The organism is Streptomyces sp. NPDC026246, from assembly GCF_055567995.1.
In genome coordinates this window covers 136,085-159,937 of the sequence record NZ_JBVHPJ010000013.1, presented here as the reverse complement: position 1 = coordinate 159,937, position 23,853 = coordinate 136,085, and the positions used below count along the sequence as shown (strand labels likewise).

Annotated in this window: 16 protein-coding genes; 11 read left to right on the top strand and 5 right to left on the bottom strand. The window is 71.3% G+C overall.

Annotated elements, in window-relative coordinates:
- Positions 1–45: 45 nt before the first annotated feature.
- On the top strand, positions 46–675 hold the full coding sequence (locus ACZ4M5_RS28420; RefSeq protein WP_467740833.1) for a hypothetical protein: 630 nt from the start codon (positions 46–48) through the stop codon (positions 673–675).
- A gap of 286 nt (positions 676–961) precedes the next feature.
- On the opposite strand, the gene ACZ4M5_RS28415 is transcribed toward ACZ4M5_RS28420, so the two are convergent.
- Both ACZ4M5_RS28415 and ACZ4M5_RS28410 read right to left on the bottom strand, forming a co-directional pair.
- The gene (locus tag ACZ4M5_RS28415) at positions 962–1,567 is read right to left on the bottom strand and encodes a hypothetical protein (RefSeq protein ID WP_467740831.1); all 606 of its coding nucleotides are present in this window, start codon (positions 1,565–1,567) and stop codon (positions 962–964) included.
- Between the two features lie 391 nt (positions 1,568–1,958).
- Positions 1,959–4,124 carry a RecQ family ATP-dependent DNA helicase gene (locus tag ACZ4M5_RS28410; RefSeq protein WP_467740829.1) on the bottom strand — a complete coding sequence of 722 codons (2,166 nt, stop codon included), beginning with the start codon at positions 4,122–4,124 and terminating at the stop codon, positions 1,959–1,961.
- Between the two features lie 278 nt (positions 4,125–4,402).
- Here ACZ4M5_RS28410 and ACZ4M5_RS28405 point away from each other — a divergent pair, with 278 nt between their 5' ends.
- The 7 genes from ACZ4M5_RS28405 to ACZ4M5_RS28375 all read left to right on the top strand — a co-directional run bounded on the left by ACZ4M5_RS28405 (position 4,403) and on the right by ACZ4M5_RS28375 (position 16,029).
- Complete coding sequence (locus ACZ4M5_RS28405) at positions 4,403–6,121, top strand: DUF4192 domain-containing protein (RefSeq protein ID WP_467740827.1); 1,719 nt, start codon at positions 4,403–4,405, stop codon at positions 6,119–6,121.
- Between the two features lie 693 nt (positions 6,122–6,814).
- The gene (locus ACZ4M5_RS28400) at positions 6,815–8,734 is read left to right on the top strand and encodes a glycogen debranching N-terminal domain-containing protein (RefSeq protein WP_467740950.1); all 1,920 of its coding nucleotides are present in this window, start codon (positions 6,815–6,817) and stop codon (positions 8,732–8,734) included.
- A 131-nt stretch (positions 8,735–8,865) separates the two neighbouring features.
- Entirely contained in the window at positions 8,866–9,624 is a 759-nt protein-coding gene (locus ACZ4M5_RS28395) for an NUDIX hydrolase (RefSeq protein WP_467740825.1), read from the top strand.
- A gap of 122 nt (positions 9,625–9,746) precedes the next feature.
- On the top strand, positions 9,747–11,987 hold the full coding sequence (locus ACZ4M5_RS28390; protein ID WP_467740823.1) for an ABC transporter ATP-binding protein: 2,241 nt from the start codon (positions 9,747–9,749) through the stop codon (positions 11,985–11,987).
- 161 nt (positions 11,988–12,148) lie between these two features.
- Positions 12,149–13,036, top strand: coding sequence for a FadR/GntR family transcriptional regulator (locus ACZ4M5_RS28385; protein ID WP_467740821.1), 888 nt, complete (start codon positions 12,149–12,151; stop codon positions 13,034–13,036).
- A 493-nt stretch (positions 13,037–13,529) separates the two neighbouring features.
- Positions 13,530–15,074 (top strand): RNA polymerase sigma factor, encoded by a 1,545-nt coding sequence (locus tag ACZ4M5_RS28380; protein WP_467740819.1) that lies wholly within the window; start codon positions 13,530–13,532, stop codon positions 15,072–15,074.
- Positions 15,075–15,207: 133 nt separating this feature from the next.
- Entirely contained in the window at positions 15,208–16,029 is an 822-nt protein-coding gene (locus tag ACZ4M5_RS28375) for a S1 family peptidase (protein WP_467740817.1), read from the top strand.
- A 133-nt stretch (positions 16,030–16,162) separates the two neighbouring features.
- Here ACZ4M5_RS28375 and ACZ4M5_RS28370 read toward each other — a convergent pair whose 3' ends face one another.
- Positions 16,163–16,393, bottom strand: coding sequence for a DUF7455 domain-containing protein (locus ACZ4M5_RS28370; protein ID WP_356443352.1), 231 nt, complete (start codon positions 16,391–16,393; stop codon positions 16,163–16,165).
- Positions 16,394–16,832: 439 nt separating this feature from the next.
- On the opposite strand from ACZ4M5_RS28370, the gene ACZ4M5_RS28365 reads away from it, so the two are divergent.
- From ACZ4M5_RS28365 to ACZ4M5_RS28355, 3 genes are all read left to right on the top strand, one after another.
- Positions 16,833–18,956 carry a DNA gyrase/topoisomerase IV subunit B gene (locus tag ACZ4M5_RS28365; RefSeq protein WP_467740815.1) on the top strand — a complete coding sequence of 708 codons (2,124 nt, stop codon included), beginning with the start codon at positions 16,833–16,835 and terminating at the stop codon, positions 18,954–18,956.
- 177 nt (positions 18,957–19,133) lie between these two features.
- Positions 19,134–19,685, top strand: a complete 552-nt coding sequence (locus ACZ4M5_RS28360) for a DUF485 domain-containing protein (protein ID WP_467740813.1) — start codon at positions 19,134–19,136, stop codon at positions 19,683–19,685.
- The gene (locus ACZ4M5_RS28355; RefSeq protein ID WP_467740812.1) at positions 19,682–21,280 is read left to right on the top strand and encodes a solute symporter family protein; all 1,599 of its coding nucleotides are present in this window, start codon (positions 19,682–19,684) and stop codon (positions 21,278–21,280) included. Before ACZ4M5_RS28360 ends, ACZ4M5_RS28355 begins: the two co-directional genes overlap by 4 nt.
- A gap of 88 nt (positions 21,281–21,368) precedes the next feature.
- On the opposite strand, the gene ACZ4M5_RS28350 is transcribed toward ACZ4M5_RS28355, so the two are convergent.
- Together ACZ4M5_RS28350 and ACZ4M5_RS28345 are read right to left on the bottom strand one after the other, a co-directional pair.
- Positions 21,369–22,049, bottom strand: coding sequence for a response regulator (locus ACZ4M5_RS28350; RefSeq protein WP_467740810.1), 681 nt, complete (start codon positions 22,047–22,049; stop codon positions 21,369–21,371).
- Positions 22,049–23,719, bottom strand: a complete 1,671-nt coding sequence (locus ACZ4M5_RS28345) for a sensor histidine kinase (protein ID WP_467740808.1) — start codon at positions 23,717–23,719, stop codon at positions 22,049–22,051. The genes ACZ4M5_RS28350 and ACZ4M5_RS28345 overlap by 1 nt, the downstream gene beginning before the upstream one ends.
- Positions 23,720–23,853: the final 134 nt, after the last annotated feature.

Genomic DNA, 23,853 nt, shown 5'->3' with positions numbered 1-23,853 from the left:
CACCCGCCGACGCGGGTCGTACCAACGTTTGATAAAAATCAACTCATGCCTCTCATTCCCGAGGAGCCTCAGATTCACGAGAGTGCCCAGGGTCCCCGCGCCACTCCGGCCAGCGGCCGCATCGCGCCGACCCCCCGCCCCGTACCCGGCCCCCGTCCCGCGGCGCCGCCGCGTCCCGGTCGTCCAGGGCCTCTCCGGCCCACGCCGCCGGCGCAGCGCGCAGCCCGTGAGGTGGCCGCCAAGCCCGCTGCGGCGGGCCCCGTCCCCGGCCCGGCGACTCCCGCCGGACCGCAGATCCAGCTGATCCCCGCTTCCGTCGAAGGCGCGCTCGACGCTGCCGAGGAAGCCGTGGACCTGCTGCTGGACTCCGGTCGCGCCCCCGGCGAGGTCCTGGTGATCACGACCGGTGAGCAGCATCCGTGGGCCGCCCACGAGCTGTCGTTCGGTGACGCCTCCTACTGGGCCCAGCACGATGCCGGTGACGACGTCTTCTACACGGACGCGACCATCGCCACCCGTGCCGCGTCGCGCCCGGTGGTCGTGGTCGCCGTCAACGGCGGTGACGAGCCCGCGGCGGCCAGTGCGCTGTCGCTGGCGCTCTCCCGGGCCAAGACCCTGCTGATCGTCTGCGGCGACCCGCAGCGCATCAACTCCGTGCTCGGCGCGGGCGTCTGACCCGTAGTAGGGCGCTCGTTCCGGCCGACGTCGGGACAGGGCCGCTGCGGCGGCACTCCGTCGGCACTGCAGCGGCTCAGCAGGGTGGGCGGATCGGCGTGCTTCGAGGGCTTCCCCGTCCCCGGCCTCGGGGGCGCCCCGCTGACGGCAGCTTGGCGGGGTGCCGACCAGGGGCCGGGCCAGTCGCTCGGTCTGTCTGTCGGGCTCGACAGCCGACGGGTTCTGGAAGCCCTGCCGTGCGAGACGAGGGTGGCCCCGGTTCGAGCCGGGGCGGGCCGTCGGAGGTTCAGCGCGCGGCTGCCGCGCGCCGCAAGATCTCGGAGGCGGCGCCACCGGCACGTGGTGCGGGCGGCGGCGCCTCGGACGTCGCGAAGGGTTCGGGTTCCGAACCCGAGTGGGGGCGGCGCCCGCCACGTCCCTCGCCGAGAACCTGCCAGCCGTCACGGGTCAGCGTGACGTACGCGCCGCAGCGCAGCCCGTGCAGCGTGCAGGCGTCGCGCAGTCCCCACATCCAGGCGCCGTCCTCCTCCGTCCAACGGGCGTCGCCCTCACGGCAGTAGAGCAGCACCGCAGTGCGCACCGGCGTACGGCGGCGCAGGTCGTGCGGGATGATCCGGCGCAGCTGGGCAAGCAGCACGTTGCGGAACATCCAGCCGTCGGCGGCTGCCGGGCGGCGGACGAACGAGGCGCTGGCGCACAGCCGTTCGTCCGGATCGAGTACGGCGACGACCGCGGTCGCCGGCTGGGGATGGTGCCGCGCGTGCAGTCCGCTGACGACCTCGCGCGGGTTGCGCAGCAGAGGGATCCCGGCGGCGGCCCATTCCGCGGGCTCGAGCAAGCGGTTGGCGGCGGCGGGCGTCGGCGCCGCTGCCGGAGCGAATCCGAAGGTCACGGTCCTCCCTTCGGCTACGCGCCCACACTGCGGGCGGGGTCGGATTCCTGGGAGCGCGCACCGCGGCAAAGCCCTGCCGGAGCGGCGGACGAGCCGTGCGGGGAGCGGACCTCAATTGTTCCTGTCGAACTTGAATGCGGCAACGAGCAATTGAGGCAGCAGACCGTTATCGGATGATGCGCGGCGAATATCCCCGCCGAGTGTGGCACCGGGCCACGCATGGGGCGTTCGAGCCCGATACGTTCGTACGCCACGGAAGTGTGCGGCGTCCAGGGGTGTGCGCGTCCTGTGCCGCGAGACGACGCACCTGCCGGGCGGTCGAAGGGTGTCGGGGTGCCCCCGGCCGCACCGGGCACAGGCCGACGACGTCCGGCGCGGCACCGCTGCCTCGTCATCCCTGCACTGCCAGGACCAGGGGATACACCCCCTGCGCGCCGGCGCGCCGGAGCAGTCGGGCCGCGACCGCGAGGGTCCAGCCGGTCTCCGTGTAGTCGTCGACCAGGAGAACCGGGCCCGAGACGTCGGCCAGGGCGGACGCGAGGGCGGGCGGCACGGTGAGAGCGCCGTCGAGTGCCTTCAGACGCTGAGCACTGTTGCTGCGGGAGACCGGGTGGGTGTCGCCCGTGTGCTCGACGGCGCCCAGCACCGGCAGCCGTCCGACCTCCGCGATGCGTGAACCCAGCGAACGGATCAGCTCGGGCCGGGTGCGGGAGGCCACGGTGACGACGCCGACCGGCCGGGGCTGCGCGTCCGGCACGCCCGGAGCCCAGCCGCCGGGGCCCTTGGCCCAGTCGGCCAGCACGCCCACCACGGCCGTCGCCACGTCGTCCGGCACGGCACCGTCATGCGCCTGGGGCGCGAACATGGGACGCAACCGGTTGCCCCAGCCGATGTCCGACAGACGACCCAGCGCGCGCCCCGCCCCGGCTTGCTCACCGGCCGGAATGCGCCCCTTGAGGTCCACTCCGATCGCCGGGAGCCCGGTGGGCCACATCCTGCGCGGTTCCACCTCGACACCCGCCCGGCCCAGGTCCACACGCGCCGCGTCGAGGGCCTCCTCGGACATGTCCACCGTGAAGCGCGGTCCCGCGCAGTTGTCACAGCGCCCGCACGGCTTGGCGCCCTCGTCGTCCAACTGGCGCTGCAGGAACTCCATCCGGCACTCTGTCGTGGACGCGTACTCGCGCATGGCCTGCTGCTCGGCCTCGCGCTGGCGCGCCACCCACGCGTAGCGCTCCGCGTCGTACGTCCACGGCTGTCCGGTCGCGATCCAGCCGCCCTTTACGCGCTTGACGGCTCCGTCCACGTCGAGGACCTTGAGCATGGTCTCCAGGCGGGAGCGGCGCAGCTCCACAAGGGGTTCGAGTGCGGGCAACGACAGGGGCTTTTCCGCCTGTGCGAGGAGGTCGAGCGTACGGCGCACCAGGTCCTCCGACGGGAACGCGAGCGATGCGAAGTACTTCCAGATCGCCTCGTCCTCCTTGCCCGGCAGCAGGAGAACCTCCGCGTGCTCCACTCCGCGGCCGGCCCGTCCGACCTGCTGGTAGTACGCGATGGGGGACGAGGGCGAGCCGAGGTGCACCACGAAACCGAGGTCGGGCTTGTCGAAGCCCATGCCGAGGGCGGACGTGGCGACCAGTGCCTTCACCTTGTTGGCGAGCAGGTCCTCCTCGGCCTGCTGGCGATCGGCGTTCTCCGTCTTGCCCGTGTAGGAGGCCACGGTGTGCCCGCGCTGCCGGAGGAAGGCGGTGACCTCCTCGGCGGCGGCCACGGTGAGGGTGTAGATGATGCCGGAACCCGGCAGTTCGTCGAGGTGCTCGGCGAGCCAGCCCATCCGATGAGCCGCGTCGGGCAGCCGCAGCACGTTGAGGCTCAGACTGTCCCGGTCCAGCGGACCCCGGAGCACGAGGGCGTCCGAGGCGCCTCCTGTGCCGAGCTGCTCCGCCACATCGGCGGTCACGCGGGCGTTGGCCGTGGCGGTGGTCGCCAGCACCGGCACACCGGCCGGGAGGTCGGCGAGCATCGTGCGCAGCCGGCGGTAGTCCGGCCGGAAGTCGTGCCCCCAGTCGGAGATGCAGTGCGCTTCGTCCACCACGAGCAAGCCGGTGGCCGCGGAGAGCCGGGGCAGCACCTGGTCCCGGAAGTCCGGGTTGTTCAGCCGCTCGGGACTCACGAGCAGGACGTCCACGTCGCCTGCCGCGATCTCGTCCTGGACGGCGTCCCACTCCTCGGTGTTGGCGGAATTGATGGTCCGAGCATGGATGCCGGCCCGGGCCGCGGCCTCGACCTGGTTGCGCATGAGGGCGAGCAGGGGGGACACGATGACGGTCGGGCCGCTGCCCTGCGCCCGAAGCAGCGAGGTCGCCACGAAGTACACGGCGGACTTGCCCCAGCCGGTGCGCTGGACGACGAGGGCGCGGCGTCTGTCGGCGACCAGCGCCTCGATCGCCCGCCACTGGTCCTCGCGCAGCCGGGCCTTGCCGGAGGGGTCGCCGACGAGACGGGCGAGGACCGTGTCGGCCGCTGCTCGTAGTTCCGCGTTGCTCGTGTGCTCCATGCGTCCCATACAACAGGACCACACTGACAGCGCGAGCCGGTGGCGGGGATGACGGGCGTGCGCGTCCGGTTCGTGCACGGCCTGACTCGTCAGGTGCGCGCACACCCGTTCGTGTCCGGATCATGCAGTGCTTCGTGCCGCTGTCACGGGTTGGGGGAGCCGGGCGCGATGGACGCGCTCACGGGGCGATGCGACGGCCGGTGTTCGGGTGACGTGTCCCTGATCGGACTTATCCACAGGCTCAAGCGAAAGATCGCATTCCGCGAGATCGTCTCCGCATGACGAACCACAGCGAAGCGACTGGATCCTCTGATAACGGCGATATCACCGAAGGGGCCCAGCACATGGGGCATCGCGGACACACGAGCGGCGTACCGGAGAAGCGGCGGGGCGACGGACCCGGCCTGCCCGCAGCGGACACCACCTACGACGGACCCGGCGAGCATCAGGTCACCCTTCGCACCCCGGCCGAACTCGCCGACGCCCTGCCCTACCTGCTCGGCTACCGCCCCGAGGACAGCATCGTGCTGGTCACGCTGCACGACAGGGACGGACGCGGTCGGTTCGGTGGTCGGGCCCGGCTCGGGATCCCGGAGAGCGCGGACGACTGGCCGTCCGCAGCACGGCAACTCGCCCACGGTCTGGTCAGGGGCAGCGAGCGCCGGGGAAAGCGGCCCGAGTCGATGGTCGCCTTTCTCTGCCAGGAACCGGCCAGGGGCGAGACCGGACGGGAGGTCATGGAGCGGCTGAGGCCTCTGGCGCAGGGGCTGCGGACCGAGTGCGGTTCCCTCGACGCCGTGGTGGTCGAGGCTCTGTGCATCTCTGACGGACGCTATTGGTCCTACTGCTGTGACAATGAGGCCTGCTGCTCGCCCGAGGGAACCCCCATGGGCCTGCCCGGCACTTCCGTGCTGGCGGCCGCCGCCACCTACGCCGGCATTCAGGTACGCGGCACCCTGCGCGAGCTGCGGGCCCGATTGCTGCCCTGGGAGAACGCGGCCGCCCTGGAGCAGGAAGCCGCACTCGACCGGGCCAGCATGGAACTGGTCCCCCGGATCCTGGACGAAGCGGGCAGGGCCGCGGTGGCCGAACAGACGCTGGAACTGGCAGCCGCCGCCCTCGACCGCTTCGCCAAGGCACAGCCGGTGTCCGGAGTGCTGCTGGCGGACCTCCGTGACGACGAACTGCTGGGATGCGACGAGGCCGCGAAACTGGTCCTGGGCCTGCAGGACCGCTCGACCCGCGACCGTGCGGCCGAGTGGATGGAGGGCGACGAAGCCAGTTCCGCCCTGCGCCTGTGGCGGACACTGGCTCGCCGATGCGTAGGGCCGTACGGCGAGCACGCCGCTGCGCCGCTCACCCTCGCCGGGTGGGTCGCCTGGTCGGCCGGCGATGAACTGGAAGCCCGAGAAGCCCTCGCCATGGCTCTGGGGGCGGACCCCGATTACCTCTTCGCCCGCCTGCTGCACCAGGCCTGCAACGAAGGCCTCGACCCGGAGTCCATCCGCACCTGCCTGCGATCGGAGCGCACGGGCCGTACCGGAGCCGACGTCAACGGCAGGTCCCCGCAGCCGAACGATCAGATCCAGGCAGGTGATCAGCGCCAGGACATGGGGGACCAACGCTGCGGGGACGGCCGAGTCCAGGCCGGTGGCCACGGGGTACTCGAAGCAGACACAGCCATGGACGAGCCGTCACCAGCTCAGCGGCCCGTACGACGCCGCCGGCGTGCACGTCCCGCTCTCGACGCCGCTCCCGGTCGAGCCCTCTCGGACAGTCGTGGCCAGGGCACCCGACGTCCCGGCCGCACACCGGCTGGTACGGCGGGGCCCGGTCGTCGCCCGACGGCGGCGGATGCTGGCCGATCCCTCAGCGCGAGCGCAGGCCCCCGTCCGGATACCGAGGGCGCGCCCCTGCGCGAGAGCTCAACCACTTTCCGCCGGACCAGCAAGCGGGAAGGCGTGCAGTCCGGCCGCACGGTCGAGGACAAGGAATGAGCACCCGCCGGACCATCCCGACAGCCACAGGTCAGGACTGCGGAAGCCGGACGTCGCGACTGCGGAAGTCAGACGTCGGGACTGCGGAAGTCATACGCGGCGACTGCGGAAGGCACAGGCCGGGACTACAGGCGTGACTCCAGGCGTGACTCCGGGGCAGCCCTCACCGTTCACCTGAGTGGCGGAACACCTGGACGGGGTGTGACGCCGCTCCGCCCCTGCTCCGCCGGAGCCCTCAGGCGCCGGCGTGGAACTCGATCCAGGCACACAGAGCGCAGAGGAAGCCTTTCGATGCCACAGCGGACTCCGCACTCCTCCGCCCCTGACGGCTTCCCCCCGGCCGGACCCCCCTCCCGGCAGGACCTCATCCCCCGAGACCCTCCTGCCTCGGGAGGGCGGGGAAGCCTCCCGCCACCGCCGACCAGCCGTGACGGCAGCAAGCCGGGGCTGAGGGACGACGTGCTGGACGACGTGCTCGCCACCGAGGGCGACTCACAACCCGCGCTCGAGGGACTCGCGCCGCTGCCCTCGCCGTCATCCTCGCCCTCACCCACAACCGTTCCCTTCACCCGGACGAGACGCCCAACCCTTTTGGGCAGTGGCGCCATAGGCCGTGCCGCCAGCACTCCACCCCGGGGCGGAGCTGTGGCAGGAACGCGTCGTCCTGACGAATTGCCCCCTGCCCACTCGGTCATGATCTGCGTGGCCCTGCCCGGGCTGGCCGTTTCGACGGAGGGCGGTCAGTTGACCGGACGCGGGCTGGAGGGTTTCTACCGCGCCGGCCGCCGGGTGCTCTCCCGCTGCGAGGTCCGTGTGGCCGGGCAGGAACCCCTCCCCGTACAGGCCCGGCTGGCCGCGGCCGACCGCGCCCGGTTCGTCGGCACGCTGCGCACGACCGCGCAGACCGGCCCCGACCCGAACGTGTTCGTCGAACGCAACCGCTTCGCGGACGGCACGGAGCGGATCACCCTGCACAGTTCGTCGAGTCGTCCGCTGCCGGTGCCGGTCGAAGTGACGCTGGGCACGGACCTCGCCGACCTGAGGGCCATCGCCTCGGGCGAGGCAGGACCGGAACTGCCCGCCAGCGTTCATGGTTCCGGTCTGCGCTGGTCCTGCGCGGCAGGCAACGCCACCGTGACCGCCGAGCCACCGCCCGCGGACGCCCTTGCCGCGACGGGGTTGCTGCGATGGGAACTCGTGCTGCCACCCGGCGGCAGCACGAGCGTGGAGCTGCGGGTGCGGCCGGACGGAGCGGGTCCGCTGCGCACCGCGGGTCGTGCGGCGACGAGCCCACTCGCCGCCGCAAGCGCAGAGGGCGACGATCCCAGAGCGGCCACTCTCCTCCGGACGAGCATTGAGGACCTGCAAGCGCTCCTGCTGCGTGACGCCGCGCATCCCGCCGACATTCACTTGGCCGCAGGCGTCCCCTGGCGGTGCGGTCCGGCTCCCGCCGATGCGCTCGTGGCGGCCCGGATGGCGCTTCCGCTCGGGACCGGCCTGGCCGGGGGCACCCTGCGCGCGATCGCTCGCACGCAGCTCGCCGGCCCGGGATCGCAGGCGGGGATGATCCCGGGACCACGACGGGACGCCGGCCCCTACCTCCCTCCGCACTGCACGGGGACGGAGGCCACGCTGCTCTTCCCCGTGCTGCTCGCCGAAGCGCGCCGCTGGGGACTTCCCGAGCAGGAGGCGGAGGAGTTGCTGCCCACCGCCGAGCGCTGTCTGAACTGGCTGCGGAGATCCGCGGGTGACGCCGTGTACCTGCGAGACCCGTACCCGGGTGGACTCATCCGCTGCGAGACACAGGCGCATGCCCACCGAGCAGCGCTGCTCGGCGCCGACCTGCTCAACGCCTGCGGACGGACGGGCGCCGAGGGCCTGCGGCAGTGGGCACAAGCTCTGCGAAACGCGTTCCGGAGGGACTTCTGGATCGACGATCGAGGGGGCGGTCGGCCTGCTGCGGCCCGCACTCCTGACGGCAGACCCGTGCCTTGTCTGGGTGCCTCCAGCGTCCACCTCCTCGACACCGGGTTGCTGGGGCACGGCGAGCCGGCCCCGGGCCTGCTCGACAAGGTGCAGACGGAGAACCTCGCCCGGTTGCTGGGCAGTCCCCTCATGAACTCCGGCTGGGGCCTGCGTGGGCTGGGGGCCAAGGAGCCCGGCTACAACCCGTTCGGCCACCGTGCCGGTGCCGTCCGGATCCAGGAGACGGCACTCGCCGTGGCGGGACTGGCCGCCGCGGACTACGAGAAGGAGGCGGACGCACTGCTGCGCGGCGTCCTCGCGGCCGCGGAATCCTTCGCCTACCGCCTGCCCGAGATGTACGCGGGTGAGCAGCGCATGCAGGGCAGCACACCTCTGCCCCACCCGGCGGCCTGCCGCCCCGCCGCCACCCCGGCGGCGGCAGGGGTCCTGCTGCTGACCACACTGGCCGGTATCCGCCCGGATGCCCCGGCCGGCACCGTGACCCTCCGCCCTATGCGCAGCGCACCCCTGGGCGAGATCGGCTTCACGGGGCTGCGGGTGGCCGGGGCACCCTTTTCCGTGCGAGTCAGCCGACTCGGTCTCGCCATGGTGGAGGAGGCGGCCGACGGACTGCAACTGGGGGTGTGACCAGCCAAGACCTGTCACCGCCGGGCACCTGTCACCGGACGGCGGAACCCATGCGGCACGGAAGTGGATCAGTGGCCGGGGGAAGCGGCGAAGGGAGTGTTTATCGTCAGGCAGACGACTATGATCGCCGCATGCCCTACGACCCGTCAGCGTTTCCGCCCTTCGCCGTCACCGTGGACCTGGTCGTGCTGACCGTGCGCCGCCACGCCCTCTGTGCGCTGGCGGTACGCAGGGGCGAGGCGCCGTTCCAGGGCCGATGGGCGCTGCCCGGCGGTTTCGTACGGGCCGACGAGAACCTGGCGCAGGCCGCGGCGCGCGAACTCGCCGAGGAGACCGGGCTGCGGGTCCACGACCCGTCCGCCCCCGCCCAGGACAACGGCGCGCATCTGGAGCAGCTCGCCACCTACGGCGATCCCGAGCGTGACCCCAGGATGCGGGTCGTGAGCGTCGCGCATCTCGCTCTTGCTCCCGATCTGCCGGCGCCCCGGGCGGGCGGCGACGCCAGCAACGCGCGATGGGCGCCGGTGGAGGAACTGCTGCAGCAGGGCGGTTACGGCCGCGACGCGGAGCTGGTCGACCCGCTCGCCTTCGACCACGCGCAGATCCTCGCGGACGGGGTGGAGCGGGCCCGCTCCAAGATCGAGTACTCGTCCCTGGCGACGGCCTTCTGTCCGCCAGAGTTCACCGTGGGGGAGCTGCGCCGGGTGTACGAGGCGGTATGGGGCGTGGCGCTGGACCCCCGCAACTTCCACCGCAAGGTCACGGGCACCCCGGGCTTCCTCGTCCCGACCGGCGGGACGACCACCCGCCAGGGCGGACGCCCCGCGCAGCTCTTCCGTGCCGGTGGCGCGACGCTGCTCAACCCTCCGATGCTGCGCCCCGAGGTCTGACCGACGACACGGGCGGAAGCGACACCGATCGCGATACTCCCTCGCGCCGCTTCGAATTCGCCGTTCCGCCTTGCCCTGCGCCAGCCTCACGCTGCCCGAAAAAGGGGACATAGCGCGCTATCTTGCTGCGGGTGATCGAGGCCTTCGGACTGACCAGCAATCCCCGCAAAGAGCTCCCGCCCGCAGCCGATGACGTCTCCTTCGAGGCGCGAGCCGGTCGCGTCACCGCGCTGCTCGGAGCACCGGGCGCCGGCAAGACGACAGTGCTCAGACTCATGCTCGAACTCCAACAAGGCCGCGGCATCACACACTTTCGGGGCCGGCCGCTCCACCGGATCGCCCACCCCTCACGAGAAGTCGGAGTACTACTGGGCGACGTACCGGGGCACCCGGCCCGTACGGTCCGCGGCCATCTGCGCATGCTGTGCGCGGCCGCCGGCGTTCCGGTACGGCGAGCGGATGAAGTCCTCGAGGCCGTCGGGCTGGTGAGTCTGCGCGACGAGCGCCTCGGCACCCTCTCGCGCGGCATGGACCGCCGGCTCGGCCTGGCGTGCGCGCTCCTTGCCGACCCGCACACCCTTGTCCTGGACGGCCCGACCGCCGGGCTCTCGATCCGGGAGGGCACCTGGATGCACACCACGCTGCGCGCCCTTGCCGCCCAGGGAGGAACGGTCCTGTTCACCACGGCCGACCCCAAAGAGGCCGCTCGCAACGCCGATCAGGTCGTCACGCTCGAACAGGGCAGGCTCGTGGCCGACCAGGAAGCAGCGGAGTTCGCCCGCACCCGACTCCGTCCCCGGGTCGCCGTCCGCAGTCCGCACGCGGTCCGTTTGGCGACACTCCTGGCCAAGCAGGCACGCGCCACGCGCCGTTCCGTCGAGGTCGTCCGCGAGGGCGGCAACCGCCTGTCCGTCTACGGCAGTAGCTGCGCGGACATCGGCGAGGTTGCCTTCCGGTACGGCATCGTCGTGCATCAACTGGCCGACGAGATCGGCGACATGGGCCCCGGCGCAGGAACCGTCGCCCACGCGCGGCCGACACCCCACCATGAACCGGACGGCACTGCCCTCGAGGCGCAACCCTCGCCTGCCGGGCCGCCGACGCTCACGCCCAGGCCCACGCTGTCGGCACCTTCCGGCGACAGCGCACTCGACGATGTCGGTACTCACCAGCCTGCCTTCGACGAGACGGAACAGGTACCGGTCACCCCCGAGAGGCACCCGACGCCCGACCGACCGCCCACCATGGAGGACGCAGGGCCCGGTGACGCACAACCGGCAGACACGGAGCCGCACCCAGTCCTCGGCCCACAGCCGGTCCTGAACCAGCAGCCGGCTATGAACCACCAGCCGACTCCAGGCCAGCAGCCGACGCCAAGCCGCCAGCCGACTCCAGGCCAGCAGCCGACGCCAAGCCGCCAGCCGGCTCCCGAGCAGCCACCGTCAATCTCAGGGCGACCGTCGTGTGGCGAACCCCGCGCCACGCAGGAGGAACACGCCCGGCCCATCGCCCGTGGCGGCCCGCACCCCGCTCCCGGAACCCGCACCCTCGACCAGCTTCCCCCTCTGCCGCCGCCCATCTCCGTCCGTCCCGCACCCAGTCCCCTCCGCCCGCTGCGCTACGAGATCCGCCGTGCCGCCGGAGTGGGCACCGGCTTCCTCACCGGTGCCGTCGTCCTCGTCGTCTCCGCCGTGACCGCTGTCGTACTGGCCCGGATCGGGCACACGCCGCAGCCGCGTCTGCTCGCCGCCTGGCCGCGGGAGCTTCCCCTGCCGCCCGCGGCACTCGGCGCGGGACTGCTGGGCGCCCTGTCCTTCGGCGACGAGTTCCGTCACCCCGCCCTCGCGGCGGACCGCGGCACCGTCCCCCGCCGTCTGGGGCTGCTGGCCGCCAAACTGGCCGTCTCCTCGGTCACCGCCCTGATGCTGGCCGTGCTCACCGTCGGCTGCGACGCCGAGGTGCTCCACCTCGTCTACGGACCGGAGCTCGCCCGGGTTCCCGCCGACTGGCCCGCGCTCAGTGCGGAGTGGATCGGCCTCGTGGTCGGCTGCGCCTGGGCAGGAGTGCTGGCGGCGGGAGTCTTCCGGTCCACCTCGGCGGGGCTCGCCGCCGTGGCGGCGGTGCCCCTCCTCGTCGTGCCCGTCGTGCACAAGCTCGTGACCGGCCCGTCCGTGCGCACCGCGGCCGGACTTCCCGCGCGGCTGCGGGAGGCCTTCCTTCCGCGGTGGCCGTTCGGGGGCGAGCGGTACCTGGAGGTCGTGTTCGGTGCGGTCTCCCAACCGGTCGGCGGCGCCCTGATGTTGTCGCTGGTCACGCTGCTCTGCGCCTACCTGTTCACCTCGTTGCGGAGCAGGCTCAGATGACGACTGTCCGTGACCCTTAGTTCGGCCATGCGCACAACTCCCCATAGAACGCCCATTTCTTTCCGATAAGGCGTCAATTGCGACGGGGTGAGCGATCACCCTTTCGTGTGCTTTTCACCAAAGACCTCAAGGGAGTTGGAGACGGCGCCGACAAAGGATGTGTGAGTACCCTTGCGCACACCATGATGACCGCCGCCCGCTCCGCCGACTCCGGCCTCGCGAACCCGGGCGAACTCGACCGCTACCCCTACGCGGAGGCGCCCGCCGTCGACCGTGTCGGGATGCCTGCCTGGGACGGAGCGGACCACGAGCTGGGGCGCGTGGGCCGGCGCGCCGCGGGCAGCCGCGGCCGCGGACTGCACGGCCAACTCGTCCAGCAGCTGGGTCAGATGATCGTCTCCGGCGATCTGGGGGCCGACCGTCCCCTGGTGCCCGAGGAGATCGGCCAGCGTTTCGAGGTCTCCCGCACCGTCGTGCGCGAGTCCCTGCGCGTTCTCGAGGCCAAGGGCCTCGTGAGCGCCCGTCCGAACGTCGGTACGCGTGTGCGCCCCGTGAGCGACTGGAACCTCCTCGACCCGGACATCATCGAGTGGCGTGCCTTCGGTCCGCAGCGCGACGACCAGCGCCGCGAGCTGAGCGAGCTGCGCTGGACGATCGAGCCGCTCGCCGCCCGCCTCGCCGCCGGGCACGGGCGTGAGGACGTCCAGCAGCGCCTGACGGACATGGTCGAGATCATGGGGCACGCGATGGCGCAGGGGGACGCGCTCACCTTCTCCCGCGCCGACGCCGAGTTCCACTCGATGCTCATCCAGGTCGCGGGCAACCGCATGCTCGAGCACCTGTCGGGCATCGTGTCCGCCGCCCTCCACGTCTCCGGCGGCCCGGTCACGGGCTGTGACCGCCCCAACGAGGCCTCTCTCGCCCACCACGGCCGCATCTGCGACGCCCTCGCCGCCGGCGACGGGGCGGGCGCCGAGGCGGCGATGCGCCAACTGCTCACGGTCCACCCCGAGGTGGAACGGGTGGTGCCCGCCCCGCGCGAGCACTGACCTCGTTCCGCGGGCGGCGCGGCCGGGTGTGCCACCCCCCTCCTGTGGCAGTGCCCAGTCGGTGATCCGCCCCCGTCGGACCCCGCCGGATCATGGCGATCCGGCGGGGTCCGTCTGCGCTGGGGACCTTCGCCCGGGCCGTCGCGTGCTTCCGTTGCGGGCCCCGTGAGCTCCCCGACCCGAGCGCTGCGGAGTCGTCGCTTCACGGGCGGCCGGGTCGGTACCGTAGGTGCCCGTATGTGTTCGCGTCTGACCGTTTTCGTCCGCTTACGGGGTGTGACTCGGGCCACGGAGATTAGGCGTAACGCTCGCGGGAAGAACGCGATGACCTAAGAGGTGACAGCCGCGGAAGGAATACGGACGTCGGTGACGGCGCTGTGCATCTTCCCCGGCCCCCGCCCGCACCGTCGGCCCATCCCCAAGCCGGCGGTCGGCTCCTGTCCCCCCGTGGATGGGGCCGGAAGCCGTTTTCCAACGTTCCGAGAGGTTGTTCGTGTCGGCCAGCACATCCCGTACGCTCCCGCCGGAGATCGCCGAGTCCGTCTCTGTCATGGCGCTCATTGAGCGGGGAAAGGCTGAGGGGCAGATCGCCGGCGATGACGTGCGTCGGGCCTTCGAAGCTGACCAGATTCCGGCCACTCAGTGGAAGAACGTACTGCGCAGCCTCAACCAGATCCTCGAGGAAGAGGGTGTGACGCTGATGGTCAGTGCCGCAGAGCCCAAGCGCACCCGAAAGAGCGTCGCAGCGAAGACCCCCGCCAAGCGCACCGCCACCAAGACGGTCGCGGCCAAGGCGGTGACCACCCGCAAGGCCACTGCCACCGCCACCCCGGCGGCGCCCGCCGAGGAGCCCGCCGGCGAGGAAGAGGCGCCCGCCGCGAAGAAGGCGGCTGCCAAGAAGACCACCACCGCCAAGAAGACGGTCGCGAAGAAGGCGACCGCCAAGAAGACGGCGGCGAAGAAGGCCGGTGGCAAGAAGGACGACGCCGAGGTCCTCGAAGAGGAGGTGCTCGAGGAAGCAGCCCCCGGCAAGGCCGGTGAGGAGCCCGAGGGCACCGAGGCCGCGGGCTTCGTGCTGTCCGACGAGGACGAGGACGACGCCCCCGCGCAGCAGGTCGCGGCCGCCGGCGCCACCGCCGACCCGGTCAAGGACTACCTCAAGCAGATCGGCAAGGTGCCCCTGCTCAACGCCGAGCAGGAGGTCGAACTCGCCAAGCGCATCGAGGCCGGCCTGTTCGCCGAGGACAAGCTGGCCAACGCCGACAAGCTGGCGCCGAAGCTCAAGCGCGAGCTGGAGATCATCGCCGAGGACGGCCGCCGCGCCAAGAACCACCTCCTGGAGGCCAACCTCCGTCTGGTGGTCTCCCTGGCCAAGCGCTACACCGGACGCGGCATGCTGTTCCTGGACCTCATCCAGGAGGGCAACCTCGGTCTGATCCGCGCGGTCGAGAAGTTCGACTACACCAAGGGCTACAAGTTCTCCACGTACGCCACCTGGTGGATCCGGCAGGCGATCACCCGCGCCATGGCCGACCAGGCCCGCACCATCCGTATCCCGGTGCACATGGTCGAGGTCATCAACAAGCTCGCGCGCGTCCAGCGCCAGATGCTCCAGGACCTGGGCCGCGAGCCCACCCCGGAGGAGCTGGCCAAGGAGCTCGACATGACCCCCGAGAAGGTCATCGAGGTCCAGAAGTACGGCCGCGAGCCCATCTCGCTGCACACCCCGCTGGGCGAGGACGGCGACAGCGAGTTCGGTGACCTCATCGAGGACTCCGAGGCCGTCGTCCCGGCCGACGCGGTCAGCTTCACGCTTCTGCAGGAGCAGCTGCACTCCGTCCTCGACACGCTCTCCGAGCGTGAGGCGGGCGTCGTCTCGATGCGGTTCGGTCTCACCGACGGTCAGCCGAAGACCCTCGACGAGATCGGCAAGGTCTACGGCGTCACGCGTGAGCGGATCCGCCAGATCGAGTCGAAGACCATGTCGAAGCTGCGCCACCCGTCGCGTTCCCAGGTGCTGCGCGACTACCTCGACTGATCTTCGCAGCACGGCGCAAGGCCCGGTTCCCCGCGAGGGACCGGGCCTTTCCCGTGCCCTCTGCGCGGGTGCGAGGGGCGGCACGGTGGATCACTCTGGGTGTCTCAACGGCACCAAGGAGTGAGGAGCAGGTATGCGTCGTCGCCTTGCCCGAGCCGTGGCCCTCGCCGCCACGCTGTCCGTCATACCCGTCGGCATCGGCGCCGCCGAGGCATCCGACCGGGTCGTCATAGGCGGCTTCCCCGTCGACGTGGCGCAGAGCCCCTGGACGGTGGCTCTGGCGAGCCGTGACCGGTTCGGGGGTACGCGGGCCGGGCAGTTCTGCGGAGGCGCCCTGGTGGGCCCCAGCACCGTGCTCACGGCCGCCCACTGTCTCGGCCGGGAGGCACTCGGCGGGCCGCCGGAGCGGGTGCGGGACCTGAAGGTCATAGCCGGGCGCACGGACCTCGCCGACGGAGCCGGCCGGGAGGTCGCCGTGCAGCGCACCTGGGTCAACCCGGCGTACGACGGCGCGAGCAACTCCGGGGACTTCGCCGTACTCGGTCTCGCGGAACCGCTGCCCCGCGAGTGGGTCGTCGGGATGGCCCCGGACGGTGACTCCGCGTACACGGCGGGTGGCGCGGCGACCGTGTACGGCTGGGGCGACATCTCGGGCGCCGGGGAGTATCCGAGCAGCCTGCGGGCGGCGCCGGTGCGGGTGCTCGACGACGCGGTCTGCGAGGAGGCGTACCCGGGGGGCGTGGACGGGACCTACGACGCCCGGACGATGCTCTGCGCCGGAGAGGTCGAGGGCGGCCTGGACGCCTGTCAGGGGGACAGCGGGGGGCCGCTGGTGGCCCAGGGGCGGCTGATCGGGCTCGTGTCCTGGGGGATCGGCTGTGGCCGGGCCGGCAACCCGGGGGTCTACATGCGCGTGTCGGAGGTCATCCGCGCCCTCGGCTGGGACCGGGCGTGAAGAGGCCCGGAAGGGCGTCCGACGGGGCCTGAACCGCCGTGCGGGGACGCGGACGGGCGGCTTCCTCCGGGTGCGGAGGAAGCCGCCCGTTCACCGGCCTGTGCCGTGCTGGCTCGTCGTCGGACGCGAGGTGTCAGCGCTCTTCTTCGGAGGCAGCTGCGGGAACGGCCGTGAGCCGCTCCGTCTCGTCCTGTATCTCAGCGGCGATCTTCTTGAGTTCCGGCTCGAACTTGCGCCCGTGGTGGGCGCAGAAGAGCAGCTCTCCGCCGCTGAGCAGGACGACGCGCACGTACGCCTGGGCGCCGCAGCGGTCGCAGCGATCAGCGGCCGTCAACTGGCTCGCAGGGGTCAGAACAGTAGTCACGTCGCCTCTTCTCTAGCTCGACGAGCTGTCGTACCAGGGTCAACATCCAACCAGCCCCAAAACGTTCCCGCTCGTGGCTTTTCCTCGAAAAAATCTTGCGAGGCGGCTGTCTGCTGCCGGTTGGCGGCGAATGTGCCGTATTGCGTGTCTCTGTGTCTTACGGGGCTTCGCTTGTATCGGTGGTCGGTCCGCCGGCTGGGTTGCCGGTTGTTCATGAGGACGTGCCCGGAGCCTAAATGGTTCATGCCTCGAAGGGAACGTGATGTGTGCTTCACTCCATCGAAGGATCGAACAAGCATGCGACTGTGGACTAGTCTGAGTTTTCGACGAGGGTGGCGTGACAACGGCTCTACCAGGCCTCGGTACCCTCTCACCGGTGAACGAAGCCGCGCCCTTACCCACGAGGGCCCCATCTGAAATTCAGCGAGGAGCGAACCGCGTGACCGCCGATACGTCCGTGCCGTCCACAGCTCTGCTGGCAGGAGCAGACCGGGACGGTTCCAACTACACCGCGCGGCACCTGCTCGTCCTCGAGGGGCTCGAGGCCGTGCGCAAGCGCCCCGGAATGTACATCGGCTCGACCGACAGCCGTGGCCTGATGCACTGCCTCTGGGAGATCATCGACAACTCGGTCGACGAGGCCCTCGGCGGCTTCTGCGACCACATCGAGGTGATCCTCCACGACGACGGCTCGGTCGAGGTCCGGGACAACGGCCGGGGCATCCCGGTCGACGTCGAGCCCAAGACCGGCCTCTCCGGTGTCGAGGTCGTCATGACCAAGCTGCACGCCGGCGGCAAGTTCGGCGGTGGCTCCTACGCCGCCTCCGGCGGTCTGCACGGCGTCGGCGCCTCCGTGGTGAACGCCCTGTCCGCCCGCCTGGACGTCGAGGTGGACCGCGGGGGCCACGCCCACGCGATCAGTTTCCGCCGCGGTGTCCCAGGCGCCTTCTCCGGCAACGGCCCGGACGCCAAGTTCGAGGCGAAGAGCGGACTGCGCAAGGCCAAGAAGATCCCCAAGTCGCGCACCGGCACGCGCGTGCGCTACTGGGCCGACCGCCAGATCTTCCTCAAGGACGCCAAGCTCTCCCTGGAGAACCTGCACCAGCGCGCCCGGCAGACCGCCTTCCTGGTGCCCGGCCTGACCATCGTCGTGCGCGACGAGTACGGCCTCGGCGAGGGCGGCAGCAAGGGCGAGGAGTCCTTCCGCTTCGACGGCGGCATCAGCGAGTTCTGCGAGTACCTGGCCACCGACAAGCCGATCTGCGACGTCCTGCGCTTCTCCGGCCAGGGCACCTTCCGGGAGACCGTCCCCGTCCTGGACGAGCACGGGCAGATGACGCCCACCCAGGTCACCCGTGAGCTCGACGTCGACGTCGCGCTCCGGTGGGGTACGGGATACGACACGACCCTGAAGTCGTTCGTGAACATCATCGCCACCCCCAAGGGCGGCACCCACGTCGCCGGTTTCGAGCAGGCCGTCGCCACGACGATGAACGAGGTGCTGCGGGCGAAGAAGCTGCTGCGCGTCGCCGAGGACGACGTCGTCAAGGACGACGCCCTGGAGGGCATGACGGCGGTCGTCACCGTGCGCCTCGCGGAGCCCCAGTTCGAGGGGCAGACCAAGGAGGTCCTGGGGACCTCGGCGGCCCGCCGCATCGTGAGCAACGTGATCAGCAAGGAACTGAAGGCGTTCCTGACGTCCACCAAGCGGGACGCGGCCCAGCAAGCCCGTGTCGTGATGGAGAAGGCCGTCGCCGCGGCCCGTACGCGTATCGCCGCCCGGCAGCACAAGGACGCCCAGCGCCGCAAGACGGCCCTGGAGTCCTCGTCCCTGCCGGCCAAGCTGGCCGACTGCCGCAGCGACGACGTGGACCGCAGCGAGCTGTTCATCGTCGAGGGGGACTCCGCGCTCGGCACCGCCAAGCTCGCGCGGAACTCCGAGTTCCAGGCGCTGCTGCCGATCCGGGGCAAGATCCTCAACGTTCAGAAGTCGTCCGTGACGGACATGCTGAAGAACGCAGAGTGCGGAGCGATCATCCAGGTCATAGGAGCCGGCTCGGGCCGCACCTTCGACATCGACACGGCCCGCTACGGCAAGATCATCATGATGACCGACGCCGACGTCGACGGGTCCCACATCCGCACGCTGCTCCTGACCCTCTTCCACCGGTACATGCGGCCGATGGTCGAGGCGGGCCGGGTCTTCGCCGCGGTGCCGCCGCTGCACCGGATCGAGATCGTCCAGCCGAAGAAGGGCCAGGACAAGTACGTCTACACGTACTCGGACCGGGAACTGCGCGACAAGCTCATGGAGTTCCAGACCAAGGGCATCCGCTACAAGGACTCGATCCAGCGCTACAAGGGTCTGGGCGAGATGGACGCCGACCAGCTGGCCGAGACGACCATGGACCCGCGCCACCGCACCCTGCGCCGGATCAACCTGTCCGACCTGGAGGCCGCGGAGCAGGTCTTCGACCTGCTGATGGGCAACGACGTGGCGCCGCGCAAGGAGTTCATCTCCAACTCGGCGGCGACGCTGGACCGGTCGCGGATCGACGCGTAGCCAGACCGAGCCGCGAGGTGTCTCCACCCCCGGGTGGAGACACCTCCGCCGGGGATCCACGGCCCGTTACGCCTACGGAAGGCGCACGTGCGGCCACCGACAGGGTGAGTCACCTGATGGGGTGAAGAGCGCGGGGAAGAAGAGTCGGGGATCTTCCCGTTCTGTCCATCCTTGGACATGCAGTCAAGCAAGGATCGTTCCCGCGGAGTCGGGGCCGGTCAGGAGAGTCCGGGCGAGCAACCCCACGGCCGTGCACCGGACCTGGCCGGGGCGGCCGGACAGCCGAGGTACGACGACCCCTGGTACGACGCCCTCGCCAGCGGCTGGGGCGAGTCGGCCGACGTCCCTGCGCAGGCGGTCGTCCCGCCGGCACGCGGGGGGCAGACCGGCGTCGCCGCCGCGGACATCTACCTGGAGGTGCAGCGCAGCGCGGCCTTCCAGGAGGTGCGACGGCGGTACCGGAGGTTCGTGGTCCCGGCCTGCGCGGCGTTTCTCACCTGGTACGTGGGATACGTCGTGGCCGCGACGACGGCGCCGCAGCTCATGGCGCGGCCCGTGGCCGGGGCGGTGAACGTCGGGATGGCCGCAGGGCTCGGGCAGTTCCTCACGACCTTCCTGCTGACCTGGGCGTACGCGCGGCACGCTCGGTTGCGCAGGGACCGGGCCGCGCTCGAACTGCGGTGGGACACCCAGGAGCTGACGCGCGAGGCGAACGGAGGAGCCTCGTGACGAGTGAGCATCAGACGCTGGCGCTGCTGCTGTTCAGCGTGTTCGTCGCGGTCACCCTGGGGATCACCACCTGGGTGAGCCGCAACCGGCGGGGCTCGGCGGAGGAGTTCTACGCGGGCGGGCGGCTCTTCTCGCCCATGGAAAACGGTTTCGCCATCGCGGGTGACTACATGTCGGCCGCGAGCTTCCTGGGAGTCGCCGGGCTCATCGCGCTGTTCGGCTACGACGGACTGCTGTACGTCGTCGGGTTCCTGGTGGCCTGGCTGGTGGTTCTCTTCCTGGTCGCGGAACTCGTCCGCAACTGCGGGCGCTTCACCCTCGCCGACGTGGTGGCGTCGCGGATGAGGGAGCGGCCGGTACGGATCGCGGCGGGGACGTCGTCCGTGACCGTGTCCGTGCTGTACCTGGTCGCGCAGATGGTCGGCGCGGGCAGCCTGGTGGCGCTGCTCCTCGGCGGCACGAGCGAGGCGGCGAGGTCCTGGACCGTCATCGGGGTCGGCGTGCTCATGGTGATCTACGTGTCGCTGGGCGGCATGCGGGCCACGACGTGGATCCAGATCGTCAAGACGGTACTGCTGCTCGGCGGCAGCGTCGCGCTCACCGTGCTCGTCCTGCTGCGGTTCCACGGTGACCTGGACCTGCTGCTGCTCACGGCGGCCGAACGCAGCGGCCACGGGCAGGCGTTCCTGGCGCCGGGGTTGAGATACGGCGGGGACTGGACGGCCCGGTTCGACTTCATCAGCCTGGGACTGGCCCTGGTCCTGGGGACCGCGGGGCTGCCGCACATCCTGTCCCGCTTCTACACGGTGCCCACCGCCCGGGCCGCGCGTCGCTCCGCCGTCTGGGCCATCGGTCTCATCGGCGGCTTCTACCTGATGACGATCGTGCTCGGGTTCGGCGCGGCGGCCATCCTGGGACCGGACGTGGTGCGCGCCTCCAATGCGTCCGGGAACACCGCGGTTCCTCTGCTGGCGCTCGACCTGGGCGGTGGCGCCGGGTCCACGGGCGGCACGGTGCTGTTCGCGATCGTCGCCGCGGTCGCCTTCGCCACGATCCTGGCCGTGGTCGCCGGTATCACGCTCGCGTCCTCCGCCTCCGTGGCCCATGACCTCTACGCGTCCCTGCGGCGCACGGGCAAGGGCGGCAAGCCGCGCAGCGAGGTGGCGGTGGCCCGTGTCGCGGCCATCGGGGTCGGGGCGCTGGCGATCGCCCTCGGGCTGCTCGCCAGGGACCTGAACGTGGCCTTCCTGGTGGGCCTGGCCTTCGCCGTCGCCGCGTCGGCGAACCTCCCCGTGCTGCTCTACTCCCTGTTCTGGCGCGGCTTCACCACGCGGGGCGCGGTGTGGGCCGTCTACGGAGGGCTGATCCCCGCGGTGGTCCTGGTGGTGCTGTCCCCGGTGGTCTCGGGCAGCCCCGACGCGCTGTTCCCCGACGCCGACTTCCAGTACTTCCCGCTGCAGAACCCGGGCCTGGTCTCGATACCGCTGGGCTTCCTCGCGGGCTGGCTCGGCACCGTCACCTCGGCGGAGGTGCCGGACGAGGCCAAGCAGGCGGAGACCGAGGTGCGGTCGCTGACGGGGGCGGGGGCGGCGTAGGAGCGACCGCGGGCGCCTTTCCCACGGAAGCCGATACCGGAGGCGGGGGCCTCATCGGGACCGCCCTGCCGGCCGACCGGCCGGAGCGTCAGCCGCGGGATGCCCACACGTAACGGTGTTCCGGGCGGCCCGCGTCGCCGTACTTCAGGGTCAGCCTGGCCCTTCCGGTCCGTTCCAGGAGCTTCAGATAGCGCTGGGCGGTCTGACGGCTCACGCCGGTCCGTTCGGCGATCTCCTGGGCGGACAGGGGGCCGTCGGCGTTGATCAGGGACTGGCGGACGAGTTCCGCAGTGGTGGGGGAGTGCCCCTTGGGCAGGGAAGGCTCCGAACCGGCCGACAGCGCCCCGAAGATGCGATCGACCTCGGCCTGCTCCGCCTCCCCGCCACCGTCCAGCGTCCGGCGCAACTCCGCGTACGCCTCCAGCTTGGCGCGCAGTCCGGCGAAGGCGAACGGCTTGACCAGGTACTGCAGCGCCCCGTGCCGCATGGCCGCCTGGACGGTCGACACGTCCCGGGCCGCCGTCACCATGATCACATCGGTGTGCAGGCCGCGCCGGCGCATCTCCTGGACCACGGCCAGTCCCGTCTCGTCGGGCAGGTAGTGATCCAGCAGCACCAGATCCAGCCTCGGCAGAGTCTCCATCCGTCGCAGGGCGTCCGCGGCACTGTGCGCCTCACCGGCGACATGGAAGCCGGGCACCTTCTCCACATAGGCGGCGTTCACCCGGGCCACCCGGGCGTCGTCGTCCACGACCAGCACCTCGATCATCACGACTCCTCCTGTGGGGCCGGGCGGGACGGCGGTGCCGTCAGGGCCGGTGCGGGGCCGGCCTCGGTCAGCGCGTCGGGCAGGACGACCGTGAACTCCGCGCCCCCGCCGTGTGCCTCGCCGACCGTGGCACTGCCACCCTGCCGCTCGGCCAGCCGGCGCACCAGAGACAGTCCGATGCCCCGCTCCCGGTGCGCCGGGGGCTTCTTCGTGGACCATCCCTCGGTGAAGATCAACTCGCGCTGTTCGGGCGGGATTCCCGGGCCGGTGTCCCGCACCCGCAGGACCGCCGTACGGCCCTCGGTGCGCAGTTCCACCTCCACGCGCGCGTGCGGCTTGCCCGCCACGGCGTCCAGAGCGTTGTCCACCAGGTTCCCGACGACGGTGACAAGCCCTTGCGGGTCGACCAGCCGGTCGGGCAGCCGGGTCCGGTCGGACACCCCGAGGGCGACGCCCCGCTCGGCGGCCACGGTCGCCTTGCCCACCAGCAGGGCGGCGACCAGAGGGTCCTCGATCCGCCCGGTCACCTGCTCCGCGGTCGCCCGGTGGTCGCCGACGACCTCGCCGACGAACTCGACGGCGTCGTCGTACATCTCCAGTTCGAGCAGCCCCAGCAGTGTGTGCATCCGGTTGGCGTGTTCGTGGTCCTGGGCGCGCAGGGCGTCGATCAGACCGCGTGTGGAGTCGAGTTCGCGACCCAGTTGCTCCAGCTCCGTGCGGTCGCGCAAGGTGGCCACGGCGCCGCCGTCGTCCGTGGGCATGCGGTTGGCGACCAGCACCCGCCGGCCGCGCACGGTGAGCAGATCGGTGCCGGTGACCCGCCCGGCCAGCACGTCGGCCGTACGGCCCGTGCCGAGCGCCTCCTCGGGCGTGCGGCCGACCACGGTGTCCCCGAGGCCGAGCAGGCGCTGTCCCTCGTCGTTGACGAGCCGGATACGGCCGGTGCGGTCCAGGGCGACAACCCCCTCGCGAATGCCGTGCAGCATCGCCTCGCGTTCCGACAGCAGCGCCGCGATGTCCGAGAAGGCCAGGTCCCTGGTCTGCCGCTGGACCCGCCGGGAGATGAGCCAGGCGGCCAGCGCCCCCACGGCCAGGGCGCCGCCGGCGTAGGCGAGCAGGCCGGGGATGGCGTGGATCAGCCGGGCCCGGACACTGTCGTAGGCGATCCCGACGGAGACCGCGCCGACGATGGTGCCGTCACCGTCGCGCAGAGGCACCTTGCCGCGGGCGGAACGGCCCAGCGTGCCGTTGTCGATCTCCATGACCTCCTTGCCGGCCAGGGCCCGGCCGGGGTCGGTGGAGACGATGCCGCCGATCTGCTTCGGGTCGGTGTGGGACCAGCGCACGCCCCGCCAGTCCATCACCACGACGTACTCGGCCTTGGTGGCCTCGCGGATCCGCTCCGCATCCTTCTGCACCGGGCCGTTCACCGTGGGCGGCGTGTCCCGCACCTCCTGGGCCAGCCCCGGCTGCTGCGCGGTCGTCTGCGCGATCGCCAGCGCGCGGCGCATCGCCTGGTCGTCGAGCTGGTCGCCGAGCGGCGCGAGGAACAATCCGGTCGCCAGGACCGCCACTCCCGCGGCGATCGCCACCTGCATGAGCAGCACCTGCGAGAACACCCGCCGGGGCAGGCCGAGGCGCAGGCGGCGAACGGGGGCAGTGGGACTCATACCCAAGACGGTACGTGCGGCTGTCCACCTGCCGTAATGGGTGTGGCATGGATCTCTTGATCAATACCTGGACGTGATCAAGGGGTCCACACGGCACGGTGGACGGCACTGAGATCGCAGCCGTGCGCCAGGGG